Origin of the sequence: Paracoccus sp. (in: a-proteobacteria) (genome assembly GCF_047605025.1) — a bacterium.
Taxonomy (GTDB): domain Bacteria; phylum Pseudomonadota; class Alphaproteobacteria; order Rhodobacterales; family Rhodobacteraceae; genus Paracoccus.
Genome location: NZ_JASGGO010000008.1, coordinates 22809 through 47169, shown reverse-complemented (window position 1 = coordinate 47169; position 24361 = coordinate 22809). Strand labels below are relative to the sequence as shown.

20 protein-coding genes, 1 tRNA gene and 1 pseudogene are annotated in these 24361 nt (G+C 63.6%); 8 read left to right on the top strand and 14 right to left on the bottom strand.

Annotated elements, in window-relative coordinates; all coding sequences use genetic code 11:
• Positions 1-326: 326 nt before the first annotated feature.
• Positions 327-3917 carry a vitamin B12-dependent ribonucleotide reductase gene (locus QM682_RS06500; RefSeq protein ID WP_415128126.1) on the top strand — a complete coding sequence of 1197 codons (3591 nt, stop codon included), beginning with the start codon at positions 327-329 and terminating at the stop codon, positions 3915-3917.
• A gap of 286 nt (positions 3918-4203) precedes the next feature.
• Here QM682_RS06500 and QM682_RS06495 read toward each other — a convergent pair.
• From QM682_RS06495 to QM682_RS06485, 3 genes and pseudogenes are all read right to left on the bottom strand, one after another.
• Positions 4204-5081, bottom strand: a pseudogene (locus QM682_RS06495) (IS3 family transposase); the annotation flags it as partial.
• A 310-nt stretch (positions 5082-5391) separates the two neighbouring features.
• Positions 5392-5883, bottom strand: a complete 492-nt coding sequence (locus QM682_RS06490) for a MarR family winged helix-turn-helix transcriptional regulator (RefSeq protein ID WP_415128192.1) — start codon at positions 5881-5883, stop codon at positions 5392-5394.
• A 131-nt stretch (positions 5884-6014) separates the two neighbouring features.
• Positions 6015-6299 (bottom strand): succinate dehydrogenase assembly factor 2, encoded by a 285-nt coding sequence (locus QM682_RS06485; RefSeq protein WP_415128125.1) that lies wholly within the window; start codon positions 6297-6299, stop codon positions 6015-6017.
• A gap of 74 nt (positions 6300-6373) precedes the next feature.
• On the opposite strand from QM682_RS06485, the gene QM682_RS06480 reads away from it, so the two are divergent.
• Positions 6374-7576 carry a pyridoxal phosphate-dependent aminotransferase gene (locus tag QM682_RS06480; RefSeq protein ID WP_415128124.1) on the top strand — a complete coding sequence of 401 codons (1203 nt, stop codon included), beginning with the start codon at positions 6374-6376 and terminating at the stop codon, positions 7574-7576.
• 177 nt (positions 7577-7753) lie between these two features.
• Here the strand turns inward: QM682_RS06480 and QM682_RS06475 are convergent, their stop codons facing one another.
• From QM682_RS06475 to QM682_RS06445, 7 genes are all read right to left on the bottom strand, one after another.
• A complete protein-coding gene (locus tag QM682_RS06475; protein ID WP_415128123.1) occupies positions 7754-9997 on the bottom strand; it encodes an adenosylcobalamin-dependent ribonucleoside-diphosphate reductase in 2244 nt (747 codons plus the stop codon).
• Positions 9998-10278: 281 nt separating this feature from the next.
• Positions 10279-10506, bottom strand: coding sequence for a hypothetical protein (locus QM682_RS06470; protein ID WP_415128122.1), 228 nt, complete (start codon positions 10504-10506; stop codon positions 10279-10281).
• Positions 10499-10792: a hypothetical protein gene (locus QM682_RS06465; protein ID WP_415128121.1), complete on the bottom strand. Its 294-nt coding sequence runs from the start codon at positions 10790-10792 to the stop codon at positions 10499-10501. The genes QM682_RS06470 and QM682_RS06465 overlap by 8 nt, the downstream gene beginning before the upstream one ends.
• Before the next feature lie 8 nt (positions 10793-10800).
• Positions 10801-11622, bottom strand: a complete 822-nt coding sequence (locus QM682_RS06460) for an AAA family ATPase (protein WP_415128120.1) — start codon at positions 11620-11622, stop codon at positions 10801-10803.
• A 72-nt stretch (positions 11623-11694) separates the two neighbouring features.
• The gene (locus tag QM682_RS06455; protein WP_415128119.1) at positions 11695-12018 is read right to left on the bottom strand and encodes a hypothetical protein; all 324 of its coding nucleotides are present in this window, start codon (positions 12016-12018) and stop codon (positions 11695-11697) included.
• A 19-nt stretch (positions 12019-12037) separates the two neighbouring features.
• Positions 12038-13657, bottom strand: coding sequence for a transposase domain-containing protein (locus QM682_RS06450; RefSeq protein ID WP_415128118.1), 1620 nt, complete (start codon positions 13655-13657; stop codon positions 12038-12040).
• The gene (locus QM682_RS06445) at positions 13654-13866 is read right to left on the bottom strand and encodes a hypothetical protein (RefSeq protein WP_415128117.1); all 213 of its coding nucleotides are present in this window, start codon (positions 13864-13866) and stop codon (positions 13654-13656) included. Before QM682_RS06445 ends, QM682_RS06450 begins: the two co-directional genes overlap by 4 nt.
• A gap of 61 nt (positions 13867-13927) precedes the next feature.
• Here QM682_RS06445 and QM682_RS06440 point away from each other — a divergent pair, with 61 nt between their 5' ends.
• The gene (locus tag QM682_RS06440; RefSeq protein ID WP_415128116.1) at positions 13928-14428 is read left to right on the top strand and encodes a helix-turn-helix domain-containing protein; all 501 of its coding nucleotides are present in this window, start codon (positions 13928-13930) and stop codon (positions 14426-14428) included.
• Positions 14429-14706: 278 nt separating this feature from the next.
• Here QM682_RS06440 and QM682_RS06435 read toward each other — a convergent pair whose 3' ends face one another.
• From QM682_RS06435 to thrS, 3 genes are all read right to left on the bottom strand, one after another.
• Positions 14707-15360, bottom strand: a complete 654-nt coding sequence (locus tag QM682_RS06435; RefSeq protein WP_415128115.1) for a DsbA family oxidoreductase — start codon at positions 15358-15360, stop codon at positions 14707-14709.
• A gap of 295 nt (positions 15361-15655) precedes the next feature.
• Positions 15656-15862 carry a cold-shock protein gene (locus QM682_RS06430; RefSeq protein ID WP_415128114.1) on the bottom strand — a complete coding sequence of 69 codons (207 nt, stop codon included), beginning with the start codon at positions 15860-15862 and terminating at the stop codon, positions 15656-15658.
• A 216-nt stretch (positions 15863-16078) separates the two neighbouring features.
• A complete protein-coding gene (gene thrS, locus QM682_RS06425) occupies positions 16079-18040 on the bottom strand; it encodes a threonine--tRNA ligase (RefSeq protein ID WP_415128113.1) in 1962 nt (653 codons plus the stop codon).
• 166 nt (positions 18041-18206) lie between these two features.
• On the opposite strand from thrS, the gene QM682_RS06420 reads away from it, so the two are divergent.
• The gene (locus QM682_RS06420; protein ID WP_415128112.1) at positions 18207-18956 is read left to right on the top strand and encodes an alpha/beta fold hydrolase; all 750 of its coding nucleotides are present in this window, start codon (positions 18207-18209) and stop codon (positions 18954-18956) included.
• Positions 18957-19027: 71 nt separating this feature from the next.
• Here the strand turns inward: QM682_RS06420 and phaZ are convergent, their stop codons facing one another.
• A complete protein-coding gene (gene phaZ, locus QM682_RS06415) occupies positions 19028-20371 on the bottom strand; it encodes a polyhydroxyalkanoate depolymerase (RefSeq protein WP_415128111.1) in 1344 nt (447 codons plus the stop codon).
• A 107-nt stretch (positions 20372-20478) separates the two neighbouring features.
• On the opposite strand from phaZ, the gene phaC reads away from it, so the two are divergent.
• The 4 genes from phaC (at position 20479) to QM682_RS06395 (ending at position 24202) form a co-directional block, all read left to right on the top strand.
• The gene (phaC, locus tag QM682_RS06410; RefSeq protein ID WP_415128110.1) at positions 20479-22728 is read left to right on the top strand and encodes a class I poly(R)-hydroxyalkanoic acid synthase; all 2250 of its coding nucleotides are present in this window, start codon (positions 20479-20481) and stop codon (positions 22726-22728) included.
• A gap of 116 nt (positions 22729-22844) precedes the next feature.
• On the top strand, positions 22845-23300 hold the full coding sequence (locus tag QM682_RS06405; protein WP_415128109.1) for a phasin family protein: 456 nt from the start codon (positions 22845-22847) through the stop codon (positions 23298-23300).
• Between the two features lie 187 nt (positions 23301-23487).
• Positions 23488-24069, top strand: a complete 582-nt coding sequence (phaR, locus tag QM682_RS06400; RefSeq protein WP_415128108.1) for a polyhydroxyalkanoate synthesis repressor PhaR — start codon at positions 23488-23490, stop codon at positions 24067-24069.
• A 43-nt stretch (positions 24070-24112) separates the two neighbouring features.
• Positions 24113-24202: transfer RNA gene (locus tag QM682_RS06395), tRNA-Ser, on the top strand.
• The last annotated feature ends 159 nt before the right edge of the window (positions 24203-24361 follow it).

Sequence of the window (24361 nt, the reverse complement as noted above, 5' to 3'; positions counted from 1 at the left end):
AGTGGAACCAAATCGGAACACTTGATTTTTTGCCGCCGGCTCGAAGCGCCCGCTTGTTAACAGCGTCCTGGGTCCGAATCTGGCCGCCCGTCCCAACAGTCCCCTGTCAAGAAAGGGGGGCGCCCGATATGTCAAATTTTTCCGTTGAATCAGGTTAAAGCCCTAGGCAGTTTGTGGCCAGAACCGATGCTGACACCAGATCTTGTAAGGATCCGGTCGCTGCGGGGACCAACAGGCAGGAAACGGCGCCAGGACGGGCGGTGAAGGTTGGGGCATTCTCCGGCCCTTCGGAACCCCTTTGCGGCGCGGCGACAGGGGGGCAGGACATGCGCATCAAACGACGCTTCACCACCGAGCAGAGCGAAGCCTATGGCGGTATCGCCTTTACCACCACCGCCAGCGAGATCCGCAATCCCGACGGCAGCGTGGTCTTTTGCAACGAGGCGATCGAGGTGCCCGAGGGCTGGAGCCAGGTCGCCTCGGACGTGATCGCGCAGAAATATTTCCGCAAGGCGGGCGTGCCCGCGCGGCTTAAGCGCGTCAAGGAAAAGGGCGTGCCGGAGTTTCTTTGGCGTTCGGTCGCGGATGAGGCGGCGCTGGCCGAACTGCCCGAAGAGGTGCGCCATATCGGCGAAAGCTCGGCCCGGCAGGTATTCGACCGGCTGGCGGGGGCCTGGACCTATTGGGGTTGGAAGGGTGGGTATTTTTCAAGCGAAGATGACGCCCGCGCCTATCTGGACGAGATGCGGCACATGCTGGCCCGCCAGATGGCGGCGCCGAACAGCCCGCAATGGTTCAACACCGGCCTGCACTGGGCCTATGGCATCGACGGCCCGTCCCAGGGGCATTTCTATGTCGATCACATGACCGGCAAGCTCACGCGTTCGGAAAGCGCCTATGAGCATCCCCAGCCGCATGCCTGCTTCATCCAGTCTGTCAGCGACGACCTGGTGAACGAGGGCGGCATCATGGATCTGTGGCTGCGCGAGGCGCGGCTTTTCAAATACGGCTCGGGAACGGGCACCAATTTTTCGTCCCTGCGTGGAGCGGGCGAGAAACTGTCGGGGGGCGGCAAGTCTTCGGGCCTGATGGGCTTTCTGAAGATCGGAGACCGCGCAGCCGGGGCGATCAAATCGGGCGGCACGACCCGACGCGCGGCAAAGATGGTGATCTGCGACACGGATCACCCCGACATCGAGCAGTTCATCAACTGGAAGGTCATCGAGGAGCAGAAGGTCGCCGCCCTGGTGGCTGGCTCCAAGATGCACGAACAGAAGCTGAACGAGATCTTCGCCGCGATCCGGGATTGGGAAGGCAGCATCGAGGATGCCACCGATCCCGCCCGGAACGCGGCGTTGAAATCGGCGATCCGGGCGGCGAAACGCAGCCAGATCCCCGAGACCTATATCAACCGGGTTCTGCAATATGCCCGGCAGGGATTTGATTCTATTGAGTTTCCGACCTATGATACGGATTGGGATTCCGATGCCTATGCCTCGGTCTCGGGGCAGAACTCGAACAATTCGGTGCGGGTGACGGACGCTTTCCTGCGCGCCGTGCGCGAGGATGCGCCCTGGGAGTTGATCCGCCGCACCGACGGCGGCGTCGCCAAGACCGTTTCCGCACGCGCGCTTTGGGATCAGATCGGGCATGCCGCCTGGGCCTGCGCCGATCCCGGCATCCAGTTCCACGACACGGTGAACGCCTGGCATACCTGCCCCGAGGACGGCGCCATTCGCGGCAGCAACCCGTGCAGCGAATACATGTTCCTGGACGATACCGCCTGCAACCTCGCCTCGCTGAACCTTTTGACCTTCTGGAACGGGACCGGGTTCGATGCCGAGGGCTATGTCCACGCCACCCGTCTCTGGACCCTGACGCTTGAGATCAGCGTGCTGATGGCGCAGTTCCCCAGTCGCGAGATCGCTCAGCGCAGCCATGATTTCCGCACCCTGGGCCTGGGTTACGCCAATATCGGCGGGCTTTTGATGTCCATGGGGCTGGGCTATGACAGCGACCGGGGCCGGGCGCTTTGCGCGGCGCTGACGGCGCTGATGACGGGCACCGCCTATGCCACCTCGGCCGAGATGGCGGCGGAACTGGGGCCGTTCCCAGGCTATGCCCGCAACGCCGAGCACATGCTGCGCGTCATCCGCAACCACCGCGCCGCGGCCCATGGCGGCGGCTACGAGGGCGTGAACGTTCCGGCGGTGGCATTGGATGGGGCGAACTGCCCCGATCCGCGCCTTGTCGCGCTGGCGCGGGGCGCCTGGGACGAGGCGCTGGCCCTGGGTCAGGCGCATGGCTATCGCAACGCCCAGGCCACCGTGATCGCGCCCACCGGCACGATCGGGCTGGTCATGGATTGCGACACCACCGGGATCGAGCCGGATTTCGCTTTGGTCAAGTTCAAGAAACTGGCGGGGGGCGGCTATTTCAAGATCATCAACCGCTCGGTTCCCGCCGCGCTTGAGGCCTTGGGCTATGCCCCCGCCCAGATCGAGGAAATCAGCGCCTATGCCGTGGGCCATGGCAGCCTTGGCAATGCGCCCTTCATCAACCATTCCAGCCTGGTCGGCCATGGCTTCGGCCCGCGCGAATTGGAACGGGTCGAGGCGGCACTTGAGCAAGCCTTCGATATCCGCTTCGTCTTCAATCAATGGACCCTGGGCGAGGATTTCTGCCGCAAGACCTTGGGCATTCCCGCCGCCCGTCTGGTCGATCCCGGCTTCGACCTGCTGCGCCATCTGGGCTTCGACCGCGCCCAGATCGAGGCCGCGAACGATCATGTCTGCGGCACGATGACGCTGGAGGGCGCGCCGCATCTGGATCCCGCGCATTATCCCGTCTTCGACTGCGCCAATGCCTGCGGCAAGAAGGGGCGGCGCTATCTGTCAGTCGAAAGCCATATCCGCATGATGGCGGCGGCGCAGAGCTTCATTTCGGGCGCGATTTCCAAGACCATCAATATGCCGAACGGCGCCAGCATCGCCGACGCGCTGGCGGCCTATGAGCTGAGCTGGTCGCTGGGGATCAAGGCCAACGCGCTTTACCGCGACGGCTCCAAGCTGTCCCAGCCGCTGGCCTCGGCCCTGGTCGAGGATGACGATGAGGCCGAAGAGGCGCTGGTCAATGGCAGCGCCCAGGAAAAGGCCGCCGTCATCGCCGAAAAGATCGTCGAGAAGATCATCGTCAAGGAGGTCGTGCGCAGCCATCGCGAGAAGCTGCCCCAGCGCCGCAAGGGCTATACCCAGAAGGCCATGGTCGGTGGCCACAAGGTCTATCTGCGCACCGGCGAATATGACGACGGTGCCCTGGGCGAGATCTTCATCGACATGCACAAGGAAGGCGCGGGCTTCCGGGCGATGATGAACAATTTCGCCATCGCCGTGTCCGTGGGCCTGCAATATGGCGTGCCGCTTGAGGAATTCGTGGACGCCTTCACCTTCACCCGCTTCGAGCCGGCGGGGATGGTGCAGGGCAATGACAGCATCAAGAATGCGACCTCGATCCTGGACTATGTCTTCCGCGAACTGGCCGTGTCCTATCTGGATCGCACCGATCTGGCGCATGTGGCGCCCCAGGGCGCGCGCTTCGACGATCTGGGCGGCGGCGAACGCGAGAGCCAGCCGGCGCCCGCCGCCACCGGCGCCACCCGTTCGCTTGAGATGCTGAAGCAGATCAGTTCGACTGGTTATTTGCGCAAGCGCTTGCCACAGGATCTGATGGGGCTGCAAGCGGGCGTCTCGACCCTGGCGATGGCCTCGGGCGAGGGGGTGGCGCTGGATCCACGTGCCAAGGCGCGAATGCAGGGCTATGAGGGCGATCCCTGTGGAGAATGCGGCAATTATACGCTGGTCAGGAACGGCACATGCATGAAATGCAATACCTGCGGCGGCACAAGCGGCTGTAGCTGATGTCGCCCACCCTTGTCAGTGGAGCATAAGAGTGCCGGTTTCACCCATAACCGTGCCGATGCCCCGTCAAGACCTGCGTTTACGCACATAGCTCGGGACTGACCGGAGAAGGCGCGGCTTCGGATCGCAACTGCGCCTTTTTCAATTTACCGCCAAAGCCTTGCCGCCCTATGCTGTCTCTCGCACCCCGCTTTGAGAGACAGCATGCCTCTGCCCGTCACCGTTCCGCTTCACCCGGATGAGACCATGCTCTCCTTTGGACTTGCCCGATTTTTGTGGAGAGCATTCAGCTCACCTTTCGTGCCTTTCGCTCGAAGGCGATGGGGCTGTGGGAGCCGAGCGATGAATGCCGTCTGACGGGATTATAGAACCCGTCGATGTATCTGGCGACGGCGTTTTCGGCCTGCTGGCGGGATTGCCAGGCGACCGGCCAGATCAGCCCCGACTTGATGGTCTTGAAGAACGTTTCCACCATCGAGTGATCGTGGCAGTTCCCGCGCCCGCTCATCGAGATCAGGATGCCGCGTTTCCGAAGCGGCGCCTGATAATCGGCAGAGCAGTATTGCGATCCACGGTCGGAATGGTGAACCAGCCCCGGCGCGGGGTTGCGAGCCGCCAGAGCACGGCGCAGCCTTCGACGGCGAGATCGCGCTTCAGGCGGTCACCCCTGGCCCGGCCGACGACGCGACGCGATCCAGGGCGACCGCGAGGTAAAGCCAGCCCTCTGCCGTCCAGATGCAGGAAATGTCAGCCCTCCATTTCCTGTCCGGGCCATCCGCCGAGAAGTCCTGCGCCACCAGATTGGGCGCGACGGGCCAGGCATGTTCGCGGTCCGTCGTCCGCTTGAAGCGCCGCGTCGGACCGCGCGGTCAACTGGTTCTGTCGCATCAGCCGCGCCGTGCGATGCCGCCCGATCTCATGGCCCTCATCGACGAGATCGCGGTGCATGCGCGGGCTGCCGCAGGTGCCGTTCGACAGAGCGAAGGCCGTGCGGATATGGGCCGGATAGACCATGTCCTGCTGCTGGCGACGACAGGCCGGACGTTCCTGCCAGGCGAAGAAGCCGCTCTCGCTGGCACCCAGAACACAGCACATCCGGCGGATCGGGAAGCTGGCCTTCTCCGCCTCGATGAAGCCGAAGGTCATCGACCTCCCTCTCTCGCGAAGAAGGCCGCGGCTTTTTTAGGATGTCGCCATTCGCCGGGCAAACAGTCCACTGGACTGTTTGCTGATCCGGCTCAAATGCTTCAGGACCGCGTTCTCCCGTCGTAGCCGCTTCAGCCCGGCATGCAGATCGACCGGTGCCTCACTCGGCGCGCTGACATCACGCTCTGAACCGCGCCGGTTTCCCGGAGGTTTCAATTCTTGAAGGATAGAGCATCATGAGCCAGACCACGAACAGGCTTTCCCCGGAAGTGCGCGAGCGTGCCGTGCGGCTGGCTTTCGACAATGAGATCCGGGTGGCATCCAACTTTCAGTAGATATAGCGGATCTGCTCGATCCAGTAGCGTTCGATACGGCGCCATTGCAGGTTCACCGCCTCGACCGCCGGATCGTCCAGGATGCCGGATAGCTCAAGCCCCTCGGCATGGCGGATGAAAAGCGCGGTCACCCGGTCGCGGACATCCTGGCCTTCGGGTGTCAGCCGCACCCGGACCGAGCGGCGGTCCACCTCGCAGCGTTCGTGGTGGACATAGCCCAGTTCAACCAGTTTCTTCAGATTGTAGCTGACATTCGAGCCCTGATACATCCCGCGCGAGCGTAGCTCTCCGGCCGTCACCTCGGCCGCGCCCAGGTTATAGATCAGCAGCGCCTGCACCGGCGTCAGGTCCGAGCGGCCCAGCCGCTCGAACTCGTCCTTTACCAGGTCCAGAAGAAGGCGGTGCAGCCGCTCAAGGATTTGCAGGCTTTCCAGATAGGCATCCGCGCGCGCCTCTGGCCGAGACACCGACCGCAGAGACGGCATCGGACGGAGAGGGCTGGGACTGTGCTGGGGCATGGTCGGTTCCGTTCATGATCTGGTTACAAGGCACCATGACGCAGAATCCCGAATCTTCGGTTAACTCGCGAGACTTTCCGAGCAGATTGGTAAATTTGTCAGGTTTTTCGTCCCAACCTTCGGGCGGCGAAGCCGGCAATCCGGTCCAGAAGCGGGACCAGCGCCTGCGGTCCAGGGCTTTCGCCCTTCATCCGCGCGGTGATCCAAGGATACAGATCCTGATCGTTCTCGGCCAGAAGCACCTCGTAAAGCTCAAGCTCCGGTTCCGACAGGCCGGTCAGTTCGCTGTCCGAGAATGGGCCGAGGATCAGGTCCATCTCCTTGATGCCGCGCCGCCAGCTTCGCATGCGCAGCCGCTTCAACCGTGCTTCCCGCTCGTCCATGATGGTTTCTCGGCCTCACTTGCCTTGTCGCCGGGGTGGACCTAAGAAAACCTCGCCCCAGCAGGATGAATACGATGAGCCTTTTGTCCCAGACGCTCGCCCGCGTCAAACCCTCGCCTACCATCGCCATCACCGGCCGTGCCCGCGAACTTGCGGCGGAGGGGCGCGACATCATCGGCCTGTCCGCCGGAGAGCCGGATTTCGACACGCCCGAACATATCCGCGAGGCGGGCAAGGCCGCGATCGACGCCGGCCATACCCGCTATACCGCAGTGGACGGCACCCCCGAGTTGAAGCGCGCCATCTGCGCCAAGTTCGCACGCGAGAACGGTCTTGATTACGGGCCGGCCAATGTCACCGTCGGCACCGGAGGCAAGCAGATCCTCTATAACGCATTGATGGCCACGCTGAATCCGGGGGATGAGGTGATCATTCCGGCGCCCTATTGGGTCAGCTATCCCGATATGGTGCTGTTGGCGGGCGGCACCCCGGTCATCGTCGAGGGCACCATGGCCAACGGCTACCGCATCAGTCCCGAGCAACTGGAGGCCGCGATCACGCCCCGGACGAAATGGGTGATCCTGAATTCGCCGTCGAATCCCACGGGGGCGGGCTACGGGGCCGGGCATATGCGCGGCCTGACCGATGTGCTGCTGCGTCATCCCCATGTCTGGGTGCTGGCCGATGACATCTATGAGCATCTGGTCTTTGACGATTTCACCTTCGTCACCCCGGCCCAGATCGAGCCGGGTTTGAAGGACCGCACCCTGACCATGAACGGCGTCAGCAAAGCCTATGCCATGACCGGCTGGCGCATCGGCTATGGCGCGGGACCTGTCGCGCTGATCAGGGCGATGGGCACGCTGCAATCGCAATCCACCTCGAATCCCTGCTCGATCAGCCAATACGCGGCGCTGGCCGCGCTGGAGGGGCCGCAGGATTACATCGCCGAAAGCCGCGCCGTGTTCCAGCGCCGCCGCGATCTGGTGGTGCGGGGGCTGAACGCCTGTCCGGGGATCGAATGCCCGGTGCCCGAGGGGGCCTTCTACGTCTATCCCTCGATTCGGGCGCTGATCGGCAAGACATCGGCGGGCGGCACCCTGATCGCGGATGACGAAGCCTTCGCGACCGCGCTTCTGGATGAGACGGGCGTTGCCGTGGTTTTTGGCGCGGCCTTCGGCCTTTCGCCGCATTTCCGCATCAGCTATGCGACTTCGGACGCCGTGCTGGCGGATGCTTGCGACCGTATCCGCCGCTTTTGCGAGGGGCTGGCCTAAGGCGACGGCCACGGTTGGCGGCGTGACGCGCTTCGCCCTTGACGAAGGGCGGGGCTGACCCAAGGGTTGCGCCACCCTGCCGCGGTGTCACCAAGTCGCCCATGATCGCCACGGAACCCCGCGCCAGGGTCAGGGTGTCGCTCTGTAGGTCCCGTCCAAAGCCCCGCCAGCGCATTGTCAGCCGCATTTCGAATGACCGCAATGCGGACAGGTCATGCATCCCTCGATCATCTGCATGCCATATTGCCCGCATGAGGGACAGGCGGGGCCGCGCGGCACGTCCCCCATCGCCACCTGTGCCTTGGGGTCGGATTTCAGCGCCATGCCCTCGCCGGCCAGAAAACCCGTCGCGATCATGTGCCGCTCGATCACGCCGCCGATGGCCGCCAGGATCGAGGGGACGTAGCGCCCGCCGATCCAGGCGCCGCCGCGCGGGTCGAACACGGCCTTCAACTCCTCGACCACGAAGCTCACGTCGCCGCCGCGCCGGAACACGGCGCTGATCATTCGCGTCAGCGCCACGGTCCAGGCGTAATGCTCCATGTTCTTCGAGTTGATGAAGACCTCGAAGGGGCGCCGGTGCCCGCCCTGCACGATGTCGTTGATGGTGATATAGATCGCATGCTCGCTGCCGGGGAATTTCAGCTTGTAGGTCGCGCCCTCCAGCGCGGCGGGGCGGTCCAGCGGCTCTGTCAGATAGACCGCTTCGCCGGCCTTTGGCGGCGGGGTTTCCGCAACCGACAGGACCGAGCCGGTCACCTCGTTCGGGCGATAGGTGGTGCAGCCCTTGCAGCCCCGATCCCAGGCGGCCAGATAGACATCCTTGAATGCCTCGAAGGAAATGTCCTGCGGGCAGTTGATGGTCTTGGAGATCGAGCTGTCCACCCATTCCTGCGCCGCCGCCTGCATCGCCACATGGTCCAGAGGCGACAGGCTTTGCGCATCGGTGAAAGCCGGGGGCAGGCCGTCGCCATGCTGGTCGCGCCACAGCGCCACGGCGTAATCGACCACCTCTTCCTCGGTCCGCGAGCCGTCCTTTTGCAGCACCTTGCGGGTATAGGCATGGGCAAAGACCGGCTCGATCCCCGAACTGACATTGCCGGCATAAAGGCTGATAGTGCCGGTCGGCGCGATGCTGGTCAGCAGGGCGTTGCGGATGCCTTGCTTGGCGATGATCTGGCGCACGTCCGGGTCCATGCGCTGCATGAAGCCGGATTTTAGGAATTCGTCGGCATCGAACAGCGGGAATGGGCCTTTCTCCAGCGCAAGATCGGCGCTGGCCAGATAGGCCGAACGGGCAATCAACCACATCCAGGCGCTGGTGGTCTTGATCGCCTCCGGGGCGCCATAGCGCAGCCCCAGCATCATCAGGGCATCGGCGAGCCCGGTGACGCCCAGTCCGATGCGGCGCTTGGCCTCCGCCTCGGCCTCCTGCTGCGGCAGGGGGAATCGGCTGGCATCGACCACATTGTCCATCATCCGCACGGCGAGCGAAGTCAGATCTCTTAACGCATTGGCGTTCAGGCGCGCCTCGGGCGTAAAGGGCGCCTCGACCAGCCGCGCCAGGTTGATGCTGCCCAGAAGGCAGGCGCCATAGGGCGGCAGGGGCTGCTCGCCGCAGGGGTTGGTGGCGGCGATGGTCTCGGCATAGCTCAGGTTGTTCGACTGGTTGATGCGGTCGATGAAGATCACCCCCGGCTCGGCGTAATCATAGGTCGCGTGCATGATCCGGTTCCACAGGTCGCGCGCAGGCAGGGTGCGAAAGACCCTGCCCTGGAATTGCAGATCCCAGGCCCCGTCCGTCTTGACCGCCTGCATGAAGGCGTCGCTGACCAGGACCGATAGGTTGAACATCCGCAGCCGGGCGCTGTCCTGCTTGGCTTGGATGAACGTCTCGATATCGGGGTGGTCGCAGCGCATGGTGGCCATCATCGCGCCCCGGCGCGAGCCCGCCGACATGATGGTGCGGCACATCGCGTCCCAGACATCCATGAAGCTCAGCGGTCCCGAGGCATCCGCCGCCACCCCCCTCACCTCTGCGCCTCTGGGGCGGATGGTGCTGAAGTCATAGCCGATGCCGCCGCCTTGCTGCATGGTCAGCGCAGCCTCTTTCAGTGCCTGGAAGATGCCCTCCATGCTGTCGGGGATGGTGCCCATGACGAAGCAGTTGAACAGCGTGACATCGCGCCCGGTGCCCGCGCCTGCCAGGATGCGCCCGGCGGGAAGGAAGCGGAAATCCTCGAGCGAGGTGTAAAAGCGGTCCTCCCACAGAACTCGGTCCTTTTCGACGGCGGCCAGATCGCGGGCGACGCGGCGCCAGCTATCCTCGACCGACAGATCGATCGGCGTGCCGTCCGCCGCCTTCAGCCGGTATTTCATGTCCCAGATCTGTTCGGCGATAGGCGCGGCAAAACGGGTCATCGACATCCTCACGCACGGCGTCCCAAGAGGGGGCTTGAGCCTCAGAATAGCAGATTAGCAGGAGTCGGGTTAATGAAAGCCCCACGACCGTCTTGTTGCGATATGTGCTGCCACGTTCCCGGGCGTGGCCGCTCTCGGCCCTCCTGCCGATACTCTCTTCTCGGTCTCTTCCTTGCCAAATATCCCGGGGGAACGCGCTGGCGACCCCTGTTGTCTGTCACGAGGTTTGATACCGGTGTGTCAGTAGGTTTGATCTGCGAAGACCCACATAGGTCTCGCGGTTATCGGAGAAGGTCGCGGGTCTTTGCAGATGCCCGGTGACGCTGTGCCCAGCGGTGGACGGTGGTGGGGTGGACGTGGCGCTCGGGCGGGAAGTGTGCCGCGATCGCGGCCGCGATCTGGCGATAGGTCAGCCGGTCCAGCCGGGCGAGGATGAAGGCGGGCAGTTCGGGGTCGGTGTCGATCTTGGGGACGCGACCCGCGCGGTGTTCGCGGCGATGCTCAGTCACCGGCACGTCGCATGGCGGCAGACAAGAGGGACAGCGAGACCGTCCGGCCCATGTTGTGGTGTGCCCGGATTTTCTTGAGCTGTTCGACCAGGTCCAGCGAAACATGGGAAACGCCGCGGATATGCCCGAAGATGTCGCCACCGTGATAGTTCAGCTGCTCGCGGATCAGGTTGCAGGCGGTGTCGAGCGGCGCGCAAAGGCCGGTGGCATAAGCCTCGAAGAAATCCAGCGGGTCGTTGAAGGATTTCGGGTCGGCCGCAAGGATGGCGCGACGGTCGATTTTCATGGGCTGGGTCATTCCCGATTCTCCCGGGTCAGCAGGTGCAGGTCTTCCAATGCGGCCATGATGAAGGCCGCGCCCGGAACCTCTTGCCGCGACAGCAGCCGGGCATGGGCAAGGGCATTGTCCACGTCGCCCAGGCCGCCGCCACGCCGGGCAACCCGGAAAAGCACCTCGACAAGCGACGGCTCGGCAATGCCGCGATGCGCGGCCAGCGCGGCCACGTCCTGTTTCGACACATGCCGGATCACCACCCGCCGCCGCATCTGGCGCCAGAGCTGCGGCAAGTGGTTGGCGGTGTCCAGCAGCGCCAGATCGCCGCAATAGGCCACCGAGAACTCGCCTTCCTCGGCCATGGCCCGCAGCCATTCGAGCGAATCCCAGGTGTCCTTGCCGCGCGCATTGCGCTGCACCAGATATTGGGCTTCGTCGATCATCAGAAGATTTCCGCGCCCGATGCAAGCGCCGATCATCTTGTGGGTTTCGGTCAGACGGCGGCTGTTCGGCTCGCCCAATCCCCACATTTGCATCAGCTGGCACGCCAGGCCCCAAGGTGTTCCTTCGCCCGCAACGGCGGTATGCAAGAAAACCTCGTCCCGCACATAGGGGGTATATGAGCCGAACTTGTGCCCATTCTGGACGACAGCAAAGTGCTTGAGCACCTCCGTCTTGCCTGTGCCGGGCGCCGCCGCGATCAGGGTCATCGCGTTCCCTGCCACCCGCACCAGTTGCAGCGACCGCAGCATGTCCCGCGCGCTTTCGGTCATCACGAAGCCGCCTGTTGCCTGTGCTTGCGCCTGCACCTCCGGCTTGGCAGATTCGACTATCTCTGCCATTCTTTCCTCCGTTCACGAGAGCGGGCCTGGCCCGCGTTGAATGGTCCGGTGGGTGTTCCCGCACCCATCGGACTACTGCCCGGCACCTTGCGCGGCATCGAAGCCAATCGCCTGGTCCAGATTTTCGAGCATTTCCGGCGTCAGGTAGGACTTCCGGCGCGGCCGGGTTTCCGCTTCCGGCTGCGGGGCCACCGCCTGCCGCTTGGGCTGCAAGCCGCCGAACTTGCCGCCAACCACCTTGGCGGGTTTCCCGGGCGGCGGCGCATCCGGCATCGGCAGATCGGCCAGCGTCGCGCCGAACGCCATGTCATCCAGGTATTTGTTCGCGGCCTCGGCTTGGTTGATGGCGTCCCGCGCAGCTTTCCGGTTCCTTGCCGCTTCGCGGGCACCGTTCACGCTGTCGTAAACATGCCCTTTAACAGGGGCGATCCCCTTGCAGATCAGCTTGCCCTGGGAATCGAAGGCAATGGCCGGGGCGCTGAAATCGTCGGGATCGCGGCCGATCAGAATCTGTCCCTTGCCGTGCCAGGCAAGCAGTTCCTGTTGCGTTTCCGGCCCGCCATAGGTCCAGATTGTCGATCTGCACCCGGCCCCAGCGATCAACCGACGCGGGGGTATAGACTAGGCTGGCAAGATAAATCTGCCTGGCGGTCGGCTTGCGAACGATCCGTTCCGCCAGCCCGTCCTGGAATATCTGGGCATAGGAGCGCCCACGGGCACCTTGGCCCCTGCGGCCCGGCTCGGCATTATGCCGGGCAATCTCGCGGGCAATGACCCCTTCGGCCAATGCCAGGGGAACGGGGACAACGCCCTTGCCGGGCGATGCGCCGGGGGCATGGCCGGCATGGGCGCCCGCAAACTCGGGACGATCATCCAGCGCACGGGACAGGGCGGCGAAGGTGCGTTCCGCGATCTTTGCCTTGGCGTTCTTCGGAATGGCGAAGGTCAGTTCAATGCCCAGGTGAAAGCAGACGGCCAGGGGCTTGACGCCACCTTGCCCCTTGCCCTTGCCGCGCCATTTGAACTTCGCGCCGCCCGCGACAAGATGCCCGGAGAATGCTGAGCCGTTGTCGGTATAGATCAGGTCGAAGATGCCATGCTGCTTGCAGGGTTCGCGGATCAATCTGGCGGTCACCACGGCGTTTTCCGAGCGGGCGATCTCATAGCCCAGGACATGGTTCGATGCAGCATCGACCAGGGCCAGCATGACCGGCCGCACCGGCTTGCCATCGCCGAAATCCACCCAGGAATCTTGTGTGCGGCCGTCGAGCGAGACCATTTGCAGAGGTTTCAGGCTGGTCTTGTCGCGCTTGATCGGCATCTCCAGCGCGGCCACCGCTTCCGCGCGCCCGTGCCGCGCATCGAGCTTTTGCGCTTCGGTCAAGGCGTCCCAGCGCCGTATGACCGTGCGATACGTTGGCCATTGCCAGCTGCGCATCTTGGCCACATCGCGCGCCTTCTGCCAAGCTTGCGCCAGGGGATACCAGGGCGCGGCCTTCTGGATCGCGGTCATGAAGAAGGCCCAGGCTTCGGGCGATACCTCTGCGGCCGGGGTCTCGCGCGCATAGGCAGGCAGCAGCGCCGGCGCAAAGTTCACCGGATCGACGCCTTCGACCGCGCGCATGATGCGCCGCAGGGTCATCTTGTCGGTGCCGTCCGGGCCGAACGCCTCGCGCGCGGCATCGCACAGCAGCCCGGGCAAGCCCTTGGCTCCGGCACCGCCTTTCACTAGGAAGCGAGCGATCTCGGCCTTGCGCAGCGCCGTGGCCTGCATGGCCGGCGTGGCCTCGGCAAGGCGATCATGCGCGTCGTCGTCGTATGCCCCGGCCGGAAGCCCCGCGGCCTCGATCTCGCGCAGCTCATAGGCCCGGCGGATGTCGGTGGGGAGGTCATGCGCAAGGACATATTCGAAGCGCCCGCCATTGCCGTTGCCGATATGGAGAGGAACAGCGTTGCGCCGAAGCCATTGGGAAGCAGCCGTCCTGTCGGTCGGAATGCATGCGATGCCGCAGAGAGCTTTGACAGGGATCGTCATTCCACCAGCCCCAGATCCGCCACAATTTCGTTCACCAGCGCCGACGCCTTCTTACCGCGCCAGATGCCACGAATGGCCGAGGTGGCGTTCTGCCGGGCCAACCCTCGTTCCCGGCAGTAGCCAGCGAAAGACAGGCCACGCAAGATGAGGCGGGCCCGAACGGCTTTGAACGGATCGTCTGACGGTGTATGTTGATGCGCGATGCTCATGCAGTCCTATTTGTCTGCATGTAGACATTATGCAGGCCGCCTGAAACGGTCAAGGGGTATGATGAGCGATGTTGTTGAAGCGCAGCTAGAGAAGCTGAAAGAGCACTTCGGAGTCGAGAAAGACGTTGATCTGGCTAGGAAGCTGATGATCGACAAGCGCACCGTATCAGCATGGCGCGCGCGGGGTGCGGTCCCGGCGAGGTATCAGAGCATTGCGCAGGGCGGCGACCCGCAAAGCGTCATGACCCCTCCAGCGCGCTGGGATGAACACGAGCGCGCCGCATTCGATCTGGCAATGTTCCGCATGGCCCGCGCTTTGCTTCCCGAGACTGCGGCGGGCGAATTTCGAGTCACCATGCAGGCTTTCGGTGGGGCTTGGGCTTATTTCTGGGAAGTCATGTCCACGGCCCGCCGTGATCTGGTGAACCAGATGGATGCGGGAAACAAGGAAGTCCGCTCGGCTTTCGCGCTGCTGTTGCATGCCGAGTTGCAAGAAGATTCCAAAGCCGTCGCCAGCGTGCGAAAAAACCTGTCCGACCTCGGGAAAGTTTCTGAAGAATGAGCCGTGGGGTGTGGGCAAAACAGCCCACAGCTTCGCTGCTAACCCATTGATTTCCCGTCACTGGATTTTCGCCATTTTCACGAAATCAGCCGATTTCGGCCCCATGGTATCAAACCCCGTGATAAATATTCCTGTAAGCAATTGATTTAATTGTGACAAAATTCGGCCAGGTATCAAACCTTCTGTCAGCCGTCAACCCCATCGAGGGGGCGCCAGCGCGTGGGGGCAGAGCCCCCGCTCCGTCCGTCCCAAAGCGCCCGGCAAGCCGCTGCGGCCTTTTAATTCTGGCCGGTCAACTCGTCGATGACCTGCATCCACAGGCTCGCCGGCTGTGCCCCGGTTACGACGTGGCTGTCGGCGATGATGAAGGTGGGGACCGAGTTTATGCCGCGCTGGCGGGCGTGGATCTCGCGCGCGGCGATTTCGTCGCGGTCCTCGGTCGTTGCAAGCAGACGGCTGATCATGCCGGCGTTCATCCCTGCCCCCGCGCCGATCTGCGCCAGCACCTCGGGATCGCCGATATTGCGGCCCTGGCGCCAATAGGCGCGCATCAATTCGGACATGACTTCGGTTTGTGTCCCTTCCAACCTCGCCCAATGAAGAAGACGATGGGCGTTCAGCGTGTTGGGGACGCGTTCGATCAGGCTGGGATTGATCCAGAGGCCCAGCCGCTCGCTGGCCTGTATCACCGGCTGCATCGCGGCCAGGATGCCCTTCTCATCGCCGAATTTCATCTTCATATAGGCGACGTGGTCCATCCCGGCCTGGGGCATTTGCGGGTCCAGGCGAAAGGGCTGCCAGGTGATGGCGAAGGGGTGGCCGGGGCGACCTTCCAGCGCCCGGTCCAGTTCGGCCTTGCCGATCAGGCACCAGGGACAGACCGGATCGGCGAAGATGTCCAGACGGATCTGGCCGGGCAGCGGGTCGGTCATGCCTTTATCCCTACGATGATGGGTGCGGTGTTGCGAGGAAGCTTTCTTCTTGGCGTGCTTGGGCCACGGGCGCAAGCCCGTGCCGTAGCTCGAAAGGCGCTTCCATGGAGGCTTGCGGGGGCTGGGGGATGGGCGGGGGCCGGGGGCTTTGCCCCCACGCTCTGGCGACCCCTCGATGGGGTCGCCAGAGCGTTCCCCCAGGATATTTCGACAAGAAAGAAGCCGGGGGGGGCGGTCGAAAATGGGAAACGGCCCGCTTCGGGGGCGGGCCGGTCCGAATGTCTGTTCCTGCCGCCTAGAGCAGTTTCAGGTCGCCCGCCGAACTGCGGCCGTCGCGACCGGACATCAGTTCGTAGCTGATCTTCTGGTTGTCGTTCAGGCCGGTCAGTCCGGCGCGCTCGACCGCCGAGATATGCACGAAGACATCCTTGCCGCCGTCATCGGGCGCGATGAAACCATAGCCTTTGGTGGCGTTGAACCATTTCACGGTGCCGGTTGCCATTACCGTCTCTCCTTCAAGTCCTCCCGGGGCGAGATTGCGCCCGGGCCGTGCAGCCCTTTCCCGTAAAGTCCGGCTGCCCCGTGACGAGGGAGCGGTAGAAAGTCATGCTCACGCGATTGAGAGGATGAACGATTCGCATGAAAAGGCAAGCGGGAAAGCGCCGAGAGCGCGGGCCGGGACGCGCGCCTTCGGACGGATTCGGCAGTTTGCCGCTGATCAATGCCGCTTGATCCGGTGCAGGTCCGGGGGCGCTGCTTCCTCGCGCAGCAGGTGAACCGCCTGGTCCAGAGAGAGGCTTTCGCTGCCCTGTCTGTCGAGGCGGCGGATCGAGACCGAGCCTTCCTCGACCTCTTTCATGCCGATCGCCATGATGACGGGAACCTTGCCGACGGAATGCTCGCGGACCTTGTAATTGATCTTTTCGTTGCGAGTATCGGCCTCGGCGCGGATGCCGGCGTCGCGCAGCGCGGCCACGACCTGATGCACATAATCGTCCGCGCCCGAGACGATCGAGGCGACAACGACCTGGCGCGGCGCCAGCCAGAGCGGCATCTTGCCCGAATAGTTCTCGATCAGGATGCCGATGAAGCGTTCGAAACTGCCCAGCACGGCGCGGTGCAGCATGACCGGCATGTGCTTTGCGCCGTCCTCTCCGACATATTCGGCATCGAGGCGCTGCGGCAGGTTGAAGTCGCATTGGAAGGTGCCGCATTGCCATTCGCGGCCGATGGCGTCGGTCAGCTTGAAATCCAGCTTCGGGCCATAGAAGGCGCCGTCGCCGGGATTCACCTCATAGGGCAGGCCCAGATGCTCGATGGCGCCTTTCAGCGCGGCCTCGGCCTTGTCCCATATCTCGTCCGAGCCGACGCGCACATCGGGGCGGGTCGAAAGCTTGATGTCGAATTTCTGGAAGCCCAGATCCTGATAGACCGAGGAGAGCAGGCCGATGAAGCCCGCGCATTCGTCCTCGATCTGGTCCTCGGTGCAGAAGATATGCGCGTCGTCCTGCACGAAGCCGCGCACCCGCATCAGCCCGTGCATCGAGCCCGAGGATTCGTAGCGGTGGCACGAGCCGAATTCGGCCAGCCGCAACGGCAGGTCGCGATAGGATTTCAATCCCTGGTTGTAGACCTGGACATGGCAGGGGCAGTTCATCGGTTTCAGCGCGTTGATGCGCTTTTCCTTGGCGCCTTCCTCGTCCACCTCGACGATGAACATGTTCTCGCGGTAAGCTTCCCAATGGCCGGACTTCTCCCACAGGATGCGGTCCACCACCTGGGGCGTCTTGATTTCCTTGTAGCCGGCGCGGATCAGGCGGCGGCGCATATAGGCTTCCAATTCGCGATAGATGGTCCAGCCGTTAGGGTGCCAGAAGACCATGCCGGGCGCTTCCTCCTGGAAGTGGAACAGCGCCATTTCGCGGCCCAGCTTGCGGTGGTCGCGCTTGGCCGCCTCTTCCAGCATGGTCATATGGGCCTTGAGGTCGTCGCGGTTGCGGAAGGCCACGCCGTAGATGCGTTGCAGCATCGGGCGCGAGGCGTCGCCCAGCCAATAGGCGCCCGCCACATGGGTCAGCTTGAAGGCGTCGGCCGGCACCTGGCCGGTCGATTGCAGATGCGGGCCGCGGCAGAGGTCCTGCCAGTCGCCATGCCAATACATCCGCAGATCCTCGCCCTCGGGGATGCGGTCGACCAGTTCGACCTTGAAGGGCTCGCCCCGCTCCTCGTAATAGGCCAGCGCGCGGGCGCGGTCCCAGAGTTCGGTGCGGACGGGCTCGCGGGCGGCGATGATCTGCTTCATCCGCGCCTCGATGGCGCCCAGATCCTCGGGGGTGAAGGGATCAGCGCGGTCGAAGTCGTAAAACCAGCCCTGGTCGCGGACCGGGCCGATGGTGACCTTCACGTCGGGCCAAAGCTCTTGCACCGCGCGGGCCATGATATGGGCGAGGTCATGGCGGATGAGTTCCAGCGCCGGTTCGCTGTCCTTCATCGTGTTGATGGAGATCTTGCCCGAGGCCGTGATCGGCCATTGAAGGTCGATGTGTCGGCCGTCAAGGTTGGCCGAGATGGCGTTTTTCGCCAGGCTGGGGGCGATCGAGGCCGCGACCTCGGCGGCGGTGATCCCGGCGGGATAGTCGCGCGCATTGCCATCGGGGAAGGTGAGGGAGATCTGGGACATATGTCCTCCTCGTCGGTTTGGCGCCCACGGAACGCCCGGTTGCGGGTTATGTGGCGCGTGATGTCGCGCGATTGCCGGGGCTTGTCAATGTGGTAAGGGGGGCAGGGGGGCTTTGCGCCCCCGTCGCGTGCCGCGACTCCCCCGCAGGATATTTGGACAAGGAAGAATGACTGAGTTTTTCGAGGGGCCGCAGGGGCGGCGCATCGCCTATAACCGGAGCGAGGGGAAAGGCCCCTGGATCGTGTTTCTGGGCGGGTTCCGCTCGGACATGGGGGGAACCAAGGCGATCTGGCTGGAGGAATGGGCAAGGGAGCGGGGGCGGGCGTTCCTGCGCTTTGATTATTCCGGGCATGGGCAGTCGGCGGGACGGTTCGAGGATGGCTGCATCGGCGATTGGCGCGCGGATGCCGAGGCGGCGATCCTGGCGCTGACCGAGGGGCCGGTGGTGCTGGTGGGGTCCAGCATGGGCGGCTGGATCAGCCTGCTTCTGGCGCGGGAGATGGCGGGCCGCGTCGCGGGGCTGGTCACCGTGGCCGCCGCGCCGGATTTCACCGAGCGTGGTTTCTGGCCCGAGATGGACGCGGCGCAGCGTGCCGAATTGATGCGCGTGGGACAGGTGCCGCGGCCCAGCGAATACGGGGATCCCTATGTCATTACCCGCCGCCTGATCGAGGATGGCCGGGCGCAATCCGTTCTGGACCGAGCCTTGATCCTGCCCTTTCCGGTGCGTTTCCTGCAAGGCGCGGCGGATGCGGACGTGCCCCTCGCCTGGGCGCTGGACCTGCTGGACCATGCCGAGGGCGAGGATATGCGCCTTTCGCTGGTCAAGGGTGCCGATCACCGTTTTTCCAGCCCGGACTGCCTGGCCATGATGGGGCAGGCGGTTCAGGAGGTGCTGGATCGTTTGCGGTCTTGAAGGAAGGTGCGTGAAAAGGGGCGCGGCCATTGCGGACCCGCGCCCCTTTCGATGCCTGTGCGGCCGTGCGGTCAGACCGCGATCTTGCCGTCGAAGTCGTTGCTGCTGCTGCGGCCGCAATCGATGGGCTGGGAGGCGCGGCGGCGCTGCTTGGGGCCTTCGGCGGGGCTGAGTGCCTCGTCGATGAAATCGAGCACAAGGGGGCGGATGTTCAGGCGCCAGCTTTTGCCCGCGAAGATGCCGTAATGGCCGGCATTGGGTTCGAGATGCTGCTGCTTGCGGTTCGCGGGCACGCCCGAGCAGAGCTTCAGCGCCGCGACGCATTGGCCCGGCGCCGAGATGTCGTCGTTCGCCCCCTCGACCGTCATGATCGCGACATCGGTGATCTTGCTGATATCCACGGTTTTGCCGTTCACAGTGAAGCGGTTCCGTGCGATCTCGCAATCCTTGAAGATGCGTTCGACAGTCGACAGATAGAACTCGGCGGTCATGTCCATGACGGCCAGATATTCGTCGTAGAACTTGTTGTGCCTGTCACCCTCGGAGCCTTCGCCGCGGGCTTCGGCGAAGACCTTGTCCACGAAGGCGCGGGCATGGGTATCGGCATTCATGGCGATGAATGAACTGAGCTGTGCCAGGCCCGGATAGACCATGCGTCCGGCGCCGCGATATTTGAAGCCGACCTGCTGGATCATCATGTAATCCAGTTCGCCCATGGTCATGCGGTTGCCGAAATCGGTCACTTCGGTTGCGGCGGCGTCGGGATCGATGGGGCCGCCGATCAGGATCAGCGATTTCGGCTGCGCCTTGGGGTCCTCCTCGGCCAGGATCGCGGTCGCGGCGAGGGCCAGGGGCGCCGGCTGGCAGACGGCGAGGACGTTCGTTTCCGGGCCGAGATGGCGGATGAAATCCACCAGATACTGCGTATAATCCTCAACGTCGAATTTGCCGGCGCTGACCGGAATGTCGCGGGCATTGTGCCAGTCGGTGACATAGACCTCGCAATCGGGCAGGAGCGAGACGACCGTGCTGCGCAGCAGCGTCGCGTAATGGCCCGACATGGGCGCGACCAGCAGCACCTTGCGGGCCATCGGCTCGCGTCGGGCGACGCGGAAATGCACCAGATCGCCGAAGTCGCGCTTCAGCACCGGCTCGACATAGACGATGTGGTCCTGCCCGGTGCCCGAGACGATGGGCGGAAGCTCCCAGTCGGGCTTGATCACCATGCGCGAGAAGCTGCGCTCGGTCACGCGGCCCCAGGCGGAGAGAAGCTTGAACGCAGGATGCGGGATCAGCGCGAAGGCCGGATAGGAGCCAAGGGCGCGGGCACTGGCGCCCAGCCATTCGTTGGTGTTTCGGATCGTCTCCATCGCGTCATATGAGACAATGCCCTTAAGGCCTTTGTAAGTCGTCATCGGGGGCCACCTTCATGGATCTCGCCGGGCCAAAAAATCAGGACGCGGCTTTACCTGCGTTACGGGACAGGCATAATGCTTTTACGGTCAGGGAGGGAATGTCAATTATGGCTGATAAGGACGACAAGCCGCAGGCCGGCGCGGAAACGCGCGCCTTGGCGGAATCGGGCAGCCGCGGCACCGCGGACAAGGCCGGTGATGGCGGGGAGGCGCCGGCGGTGAAAAAGCCGCGCGGGTCCGCGAAGGCCACGACGGTGGCCGAGGTCGAGGCCGCGACCGCGGACGGCGCCGGAAACACCGGGCCGGAGCAGGGGGCTGTCAAGAAAAAAACCGCGCAATCAAGGGGTGAGCGCGCCACGCCCAAGCGTGCCCGCGCGGCGGCCCGGACCGATACGCGGACCGTGACGCACCGCAAGCCCGCGCGGAAATCGGCCAAGGCCGAGGGCGGGGCCACCACCGCCGATGCCGCGCCGCAGGATATGGCCGCTGCCGGGCCTGTCACGCAGGGTGCGGCCGAAGGCACGCCCGCGCCCAAACCTGAGATGGCCGATGCCGCGACGCGCCGGATGGAGGCGTTCGCCGAGGCAGCCTTCGGCCATGAAAGCCGCCTGCCCGAGCGCCTGGTGCAGAATATCGAGCGCATCGAATCGCTGACGCAGCGCCTGGTCGGCGCGCTTTCGCAGCGCAAGCCCAAGGCGCCGGGCGTCGAGGGGCCGGGCGTGGACCTGTTCGCCACCGCTGCCTCGGCATGGGTCAAGCTGCTCTCGGAGCAGCCTGAGCGGGTGATGGAGCAGCAGGTCAGCTATTGGGGCGAGACGTTGCGTCACTTCGCCGATGCCCAGGCCGCGATGATGAGCGGGGCGCTGTCCGCGCCGCCCGACGAGGGGCCTGCCGACCGCCGCTTTTCGAATCCGCTATGGAAGACGCATCCCTTCTTCAACTTCATCAAGCGGCAATATCAGATCAACTCCGATGCCATGCTGAAGGCGGCATCCGATCTGGACATCTCGAAAATGTCCGACCGGCGGCGGATCGAATGGTTCACCCGGCAGATGATCGATATGATGGCGCCGACGAATTTCCTGGCCACCAACCCCGACGCGCTGGAAAAGGCCGTCGCGACCGAGGGTGAGAGCCTGGTCAAGGGCCTGGAGAACCTGGTTCGCGATGTCGAGAGCAATGGCGGCGAGATGATCGTCTCGCTGGCTGATCGCGATGCCTTCCGCGTGGGCGAGAATATCGGCACCAGCAAGGGCCGCGTCGTCGCGCGCACCGCCCTTTACGAGCTGATCCAGTATAGCCCCACGACCGAGCAGGTCCATGAGATCCCGCTGGTGATCTTTCCGCCATGGATCAACAAGTTCTATATCCTGGACCTGAAGCCGCAGAACAGCCTGATCAAATGGATCGTGGACCAGGGTTATACGCTGTTCGTGGTGGCCTGGAAGAACCCGGATCCCGGCTTCGGCGGCATCGGAATGGACGATTACGTCAGTTGCTATCTTGAGGTGATGGACTGGGTTCTGGACATTACCAAGCAGAAGAAGCTGAACGTGGTCGGCTATTGCATCGCCGGCACGACGCTTTCGCTGACGCTTTCGCTGTTGAAGCAACGAGGCGACAACCGGGTCAACTCGGCCACCTTCTTCACCACGCTGACCGATTTCTCGGATCAGGGCGAGTTCACCGCCTTCCTGCAAAACGACTTCGTTTCCGGGATCGAGGAAGAGGCGAACAAGACCGGGGTGCTGAGTTCGCAACTGATGACGCGAACCTTCAGCTTTCTGCGCGCGAACGATCTGGTCTGGGGACCGGCGATTCGCAGCTATATGCTGGGCGAGACGCCGCCGGCCTTCGATCTGCTTTTCTGGAATGGTGACGGCACCAACCTGCCTGGACGCATGGCGGTGGAATATCTGCGTGGCCTCTGCCAGGGCAACGCCTTCGTCGGCGAGGGGTTCGAACTGTTCGGCCGCAAGCTGCATGTCAGCCAGGTGGAGGTGCCGCTTTGCGCCATCGCCTGCGAGACCGACCATATCGCGCCGGCGCGCGACAGTTGGCGCGGCGTGGCGCAGATGGGTTCGCGCGACAAGACCTTCATCCTGTCGGAATCGGGCCATATCGCGGGAATCGTGAACCCGCCCAGCAAGAAGAAATACGGTCATTACGTCTCGGATGGCGGTTTCGCGGGCAGTTTCGACGATTGGCGAGAGAAGGCCCAGTTCCACGCCGGAAGCTGGTGGCCGCGCTGGGATGCCTGGTTGCAGGAGCACTCTGGCAGCCGCATGGTCCCGGCGCGCGAACCTGAAGAGGGCTTGGGCGAGGCACCCGGCACCTATGTTCACGAACGGTCCTGAAAAAAATTCTGCGCCGCAGCATTAAAGGTTGAAATGCTGCGGCGCAGCATCTATGTTCTATCCCAGAAGAGATGATCACGGCGCGGCAATGACGCGCATCCCCAAGGAGAGAGCAAATGGCCAAGACCCCCGACTTCACCAAGACCGTGCAAGAGATGCTGGCGAAATTCCCGGTTGACACCTCGTCCTTCCAGGACGCGTTCAAATCGCAGACCGCTCTGGGCGAGAAACTGGCCAAGATCACCTTGGCAGCTGCCGAGCGTTCGACCGAGATTTCCTCGCAATGGGCGAAAGACACCATCGCGCGCATGGGCGAGCTGACCTCTTCGAAGGAAGAGCCGGCCGAATACGCCAAAGCGGTCAAGGACTTCGCCACCGCTGCCGCCGAAATGGCTGCCGAGCACATGGCCTCCTTCGCCGAAGTCGCGAAAAAAGTGCAGATGGACACCGTTGACCTGATGCTGACCGCCGGCAAGGATCTGGCCACCGAAACGCAGAAAGCCGCTGAAAAAGCGACCGCCGAGACCCAGGCCGCCGTGAAGAAAGCGGCTGCCGCGGCGACCAAGGCCTGATCCTTACGGATTGGCGAGAGTTTGATCCTTTTGGGATCGGAAGATGCGAAGGGGGGCAGGCGACTGCTCCCCTTCCTTCGTCCTATGGCAGGCTTTTCTCTGCGCTGCCTAAGGGCAGGCAGGCGATTTTCTTTGCATTTGCCGTGCTGTTTTTCCATCATGCTGCAAATGCATTCTTGGAGGCGTCATGGCAGAGCCCGATAAAAACACCCCGCTTTTGATCAAGCGTTACGCAAGCCGCCGTCTCTACAACACCGAAACCAGCGATTACGTCACGCTTGAGGACATCGCCGGGTTCATCCGCGCCGGGCGCCAGGTCCAGATCGTGGATCTGAAGACCGGCGATGATCTGACGCGGCAATATCTTCTGCAAATCATCGCCGAGCATGAGGGCCGGGGCGAGAATGTGTTGCCGCTGGACGTGCTGACCGACCTGGTGCGCAGCTACACCACGCAGGCGCAATCCGTCGTGCCGCAGTTCCTGGCGGCAAGCTTCGAGATGCTGCGCGAGGGCCAGTCCAAGATGATGGAGAATCTGGCGACATTCCCCAATCCCATGTCCACGATGCCGGGCTTCGAGACGTTGCAGCGTCAGCAGCAGCTTTTCCTGAAGGCGATGGCCTCGGGCTGGATCGGTTCGAGCGGTCCCGAGTTGGAGGAGGAGGCCGAGGCCCCTACGCGCGGTTCCCGCAAGCCTGCCAAGGGCGAGGACATGGACGAGATCCGGCGCCAGCTTGCCGAGTTGCAGAAGCGCATTTCCAAGCTTTGACGACTTGCGCCGGTCCGGCCTTCGGGCTAGACGGTGCGCGCATGGACGGTTGGCCGAGTGGTCGAAGGCGCACGCCTGGAAAGTGTGTAGGCGGGGAACCGTCTCGAGGGTTCGAATCCCTCACCGTCCGCCAAATTTTTCCTCATTCTACCCATTTAACATCCTGAAAATTAATAATCTTATTCCCTGATCAGCGCAGGAAGGGCTAAGATTAGCTGGTATTGCATCACAATTTGCACCACATATAGGCGCACGTCAATCTTGATTTCACCCTCTCTGTCAGCAATATGAT

What these genes read in the sequence shown, in the direction of transcription:
- QM682_RS06500 (WP_415128126.1), top strand. Translation starts at nt 327, where the DNA reads ATGCGCATCAAACGACGCTTCACCACCGAGCAGAGCGAAGCCTATGGC.
- QM682_RS06490 (WP_415128192.1), bottom strand. Translation starts at nt 5,883, where the DNA reads ATGCCGTCTCTGCGGTCGGTGTCTCGGCCAGAGGCGCGCGCGGATGCC.
- QM682_RS06485 (WP_415128125.1), bottom strand. Translation starts at nt 6,299, where the DNA reads ATGGACGAGCGGGAAGCACGGTTGAAGCGGCTGCGCATGCGAAGCTGG.
- QM682_RS06480 (WP_415128124.1), top strand. Translation starts at nt 6,374, where the DNA reads ATGAGCCTTTTGTCCCAGACGCTCGCCCGCGTCAAACCCTCGCCTACC.
- QM682_RS06475 (WP_415128123.1), bottom strand. Translation starts at nt 9,997, where the DNA reads ATGACCCGTTTTGCCGCGCCTATCGCCGAACAGATCTGGGACATGAAA.
- QM682_RS06465 (WP_415128121.1), bottom strand. Translation starts at nt 10,792, where the DNA reads ATGAAAATCGACCGTCGCGCCATCCTTGCGGCCGACCCGAAATCCTTC.
- QM682_RS06460 (WP_415128120.1), bottom strand. Translation starts at nt 11,622, where the DNA reads ATGGCAGAGATAGTCGAATCTGCCAAGCCGGAGGTGCAGGCGCAAGCA.
- QM682_RS06450 (WP_415128118.1), bottom strand. Translation starts at nt 13,657, where the DNA reads ATGACGATCCCTGTCAAAGCTCTCTGCGGCATCGCATGCATTCCGACC.
- QM682_RS06445 (WP_415128117.1), bottom strand. Translation starts at nt 13,866, where the DNA reads ATGAGCATCGCGCATCAACATACACCGTCAGACGATCCGTTCAAAGCC.
- QM682_RS06440 (WP_415128116.1), top strand. Translation starts at nt 13,928, where the DNA reads ATGAGCGATGTTGTTGAAGCGCAGCTAGAGAAGCTGAAAGAGCACTTC.
- QM682_RS06435 (WP_415128115.1), bottom strand. Translation starts at nt 15,360, where the DNA reads ATGACCGACCCGCTGCCCGGCCAGATCCGTCTGGACATCTTCGCCGAT.
- QM682_RS06430 (WP_415128114.1), bottom strand. Translation starts at nt 15,862, where the DNA reads ATGGCAACCGGCACCGTGAAATGGTTCAACGCCACCAAAGGCTATGGT.
- thrS (WP_415128113.1), bottom strand. Translation starts at nt 18,040, where the DNA reads ATGTCCCAGATCTCCCTCACCTTCCCCGATGGCAATGCGCGCGACTAT.
- QM682_RS06420 (WP_415128112.1), top strand. Translation starts at nt 18,207, where the DNA reads ATGACTGAGTTTTTCGAGGGGCCGCAGGGGCGGCGCATCGCCTATAAC.
- phaZ (WP_415128111.1), bottom strand. Translation starts at nt 20,371, where the DNA reads ATGACGACTTACAAAGGCCTTAAGGGCATTGTCTCATATGACGCGATG.
- phaC (WP_415128110.1), top strand. Translation starts at nt 20,479, where the DNA reads ATGGCTGATAAGGACGACAAGCCGCAGGCCGGCGCGGAAACGCGCGCC.
- QM682_RS06405 (WP_415128109.1), top strand. Translation starts at nt 22,845, where the DNA reads ATGGCCAAGACCCCCGACTTCACCAAGACCGTGCAAGAGATGCTGGCG.
- phaR (WP_415128108.1), top strand. Translation starts at nt 23,488, where the DNA reads ATGGCAGAGCCCGATAAAAACACCCCGCTTTTGATCAAGCGTTACGCA.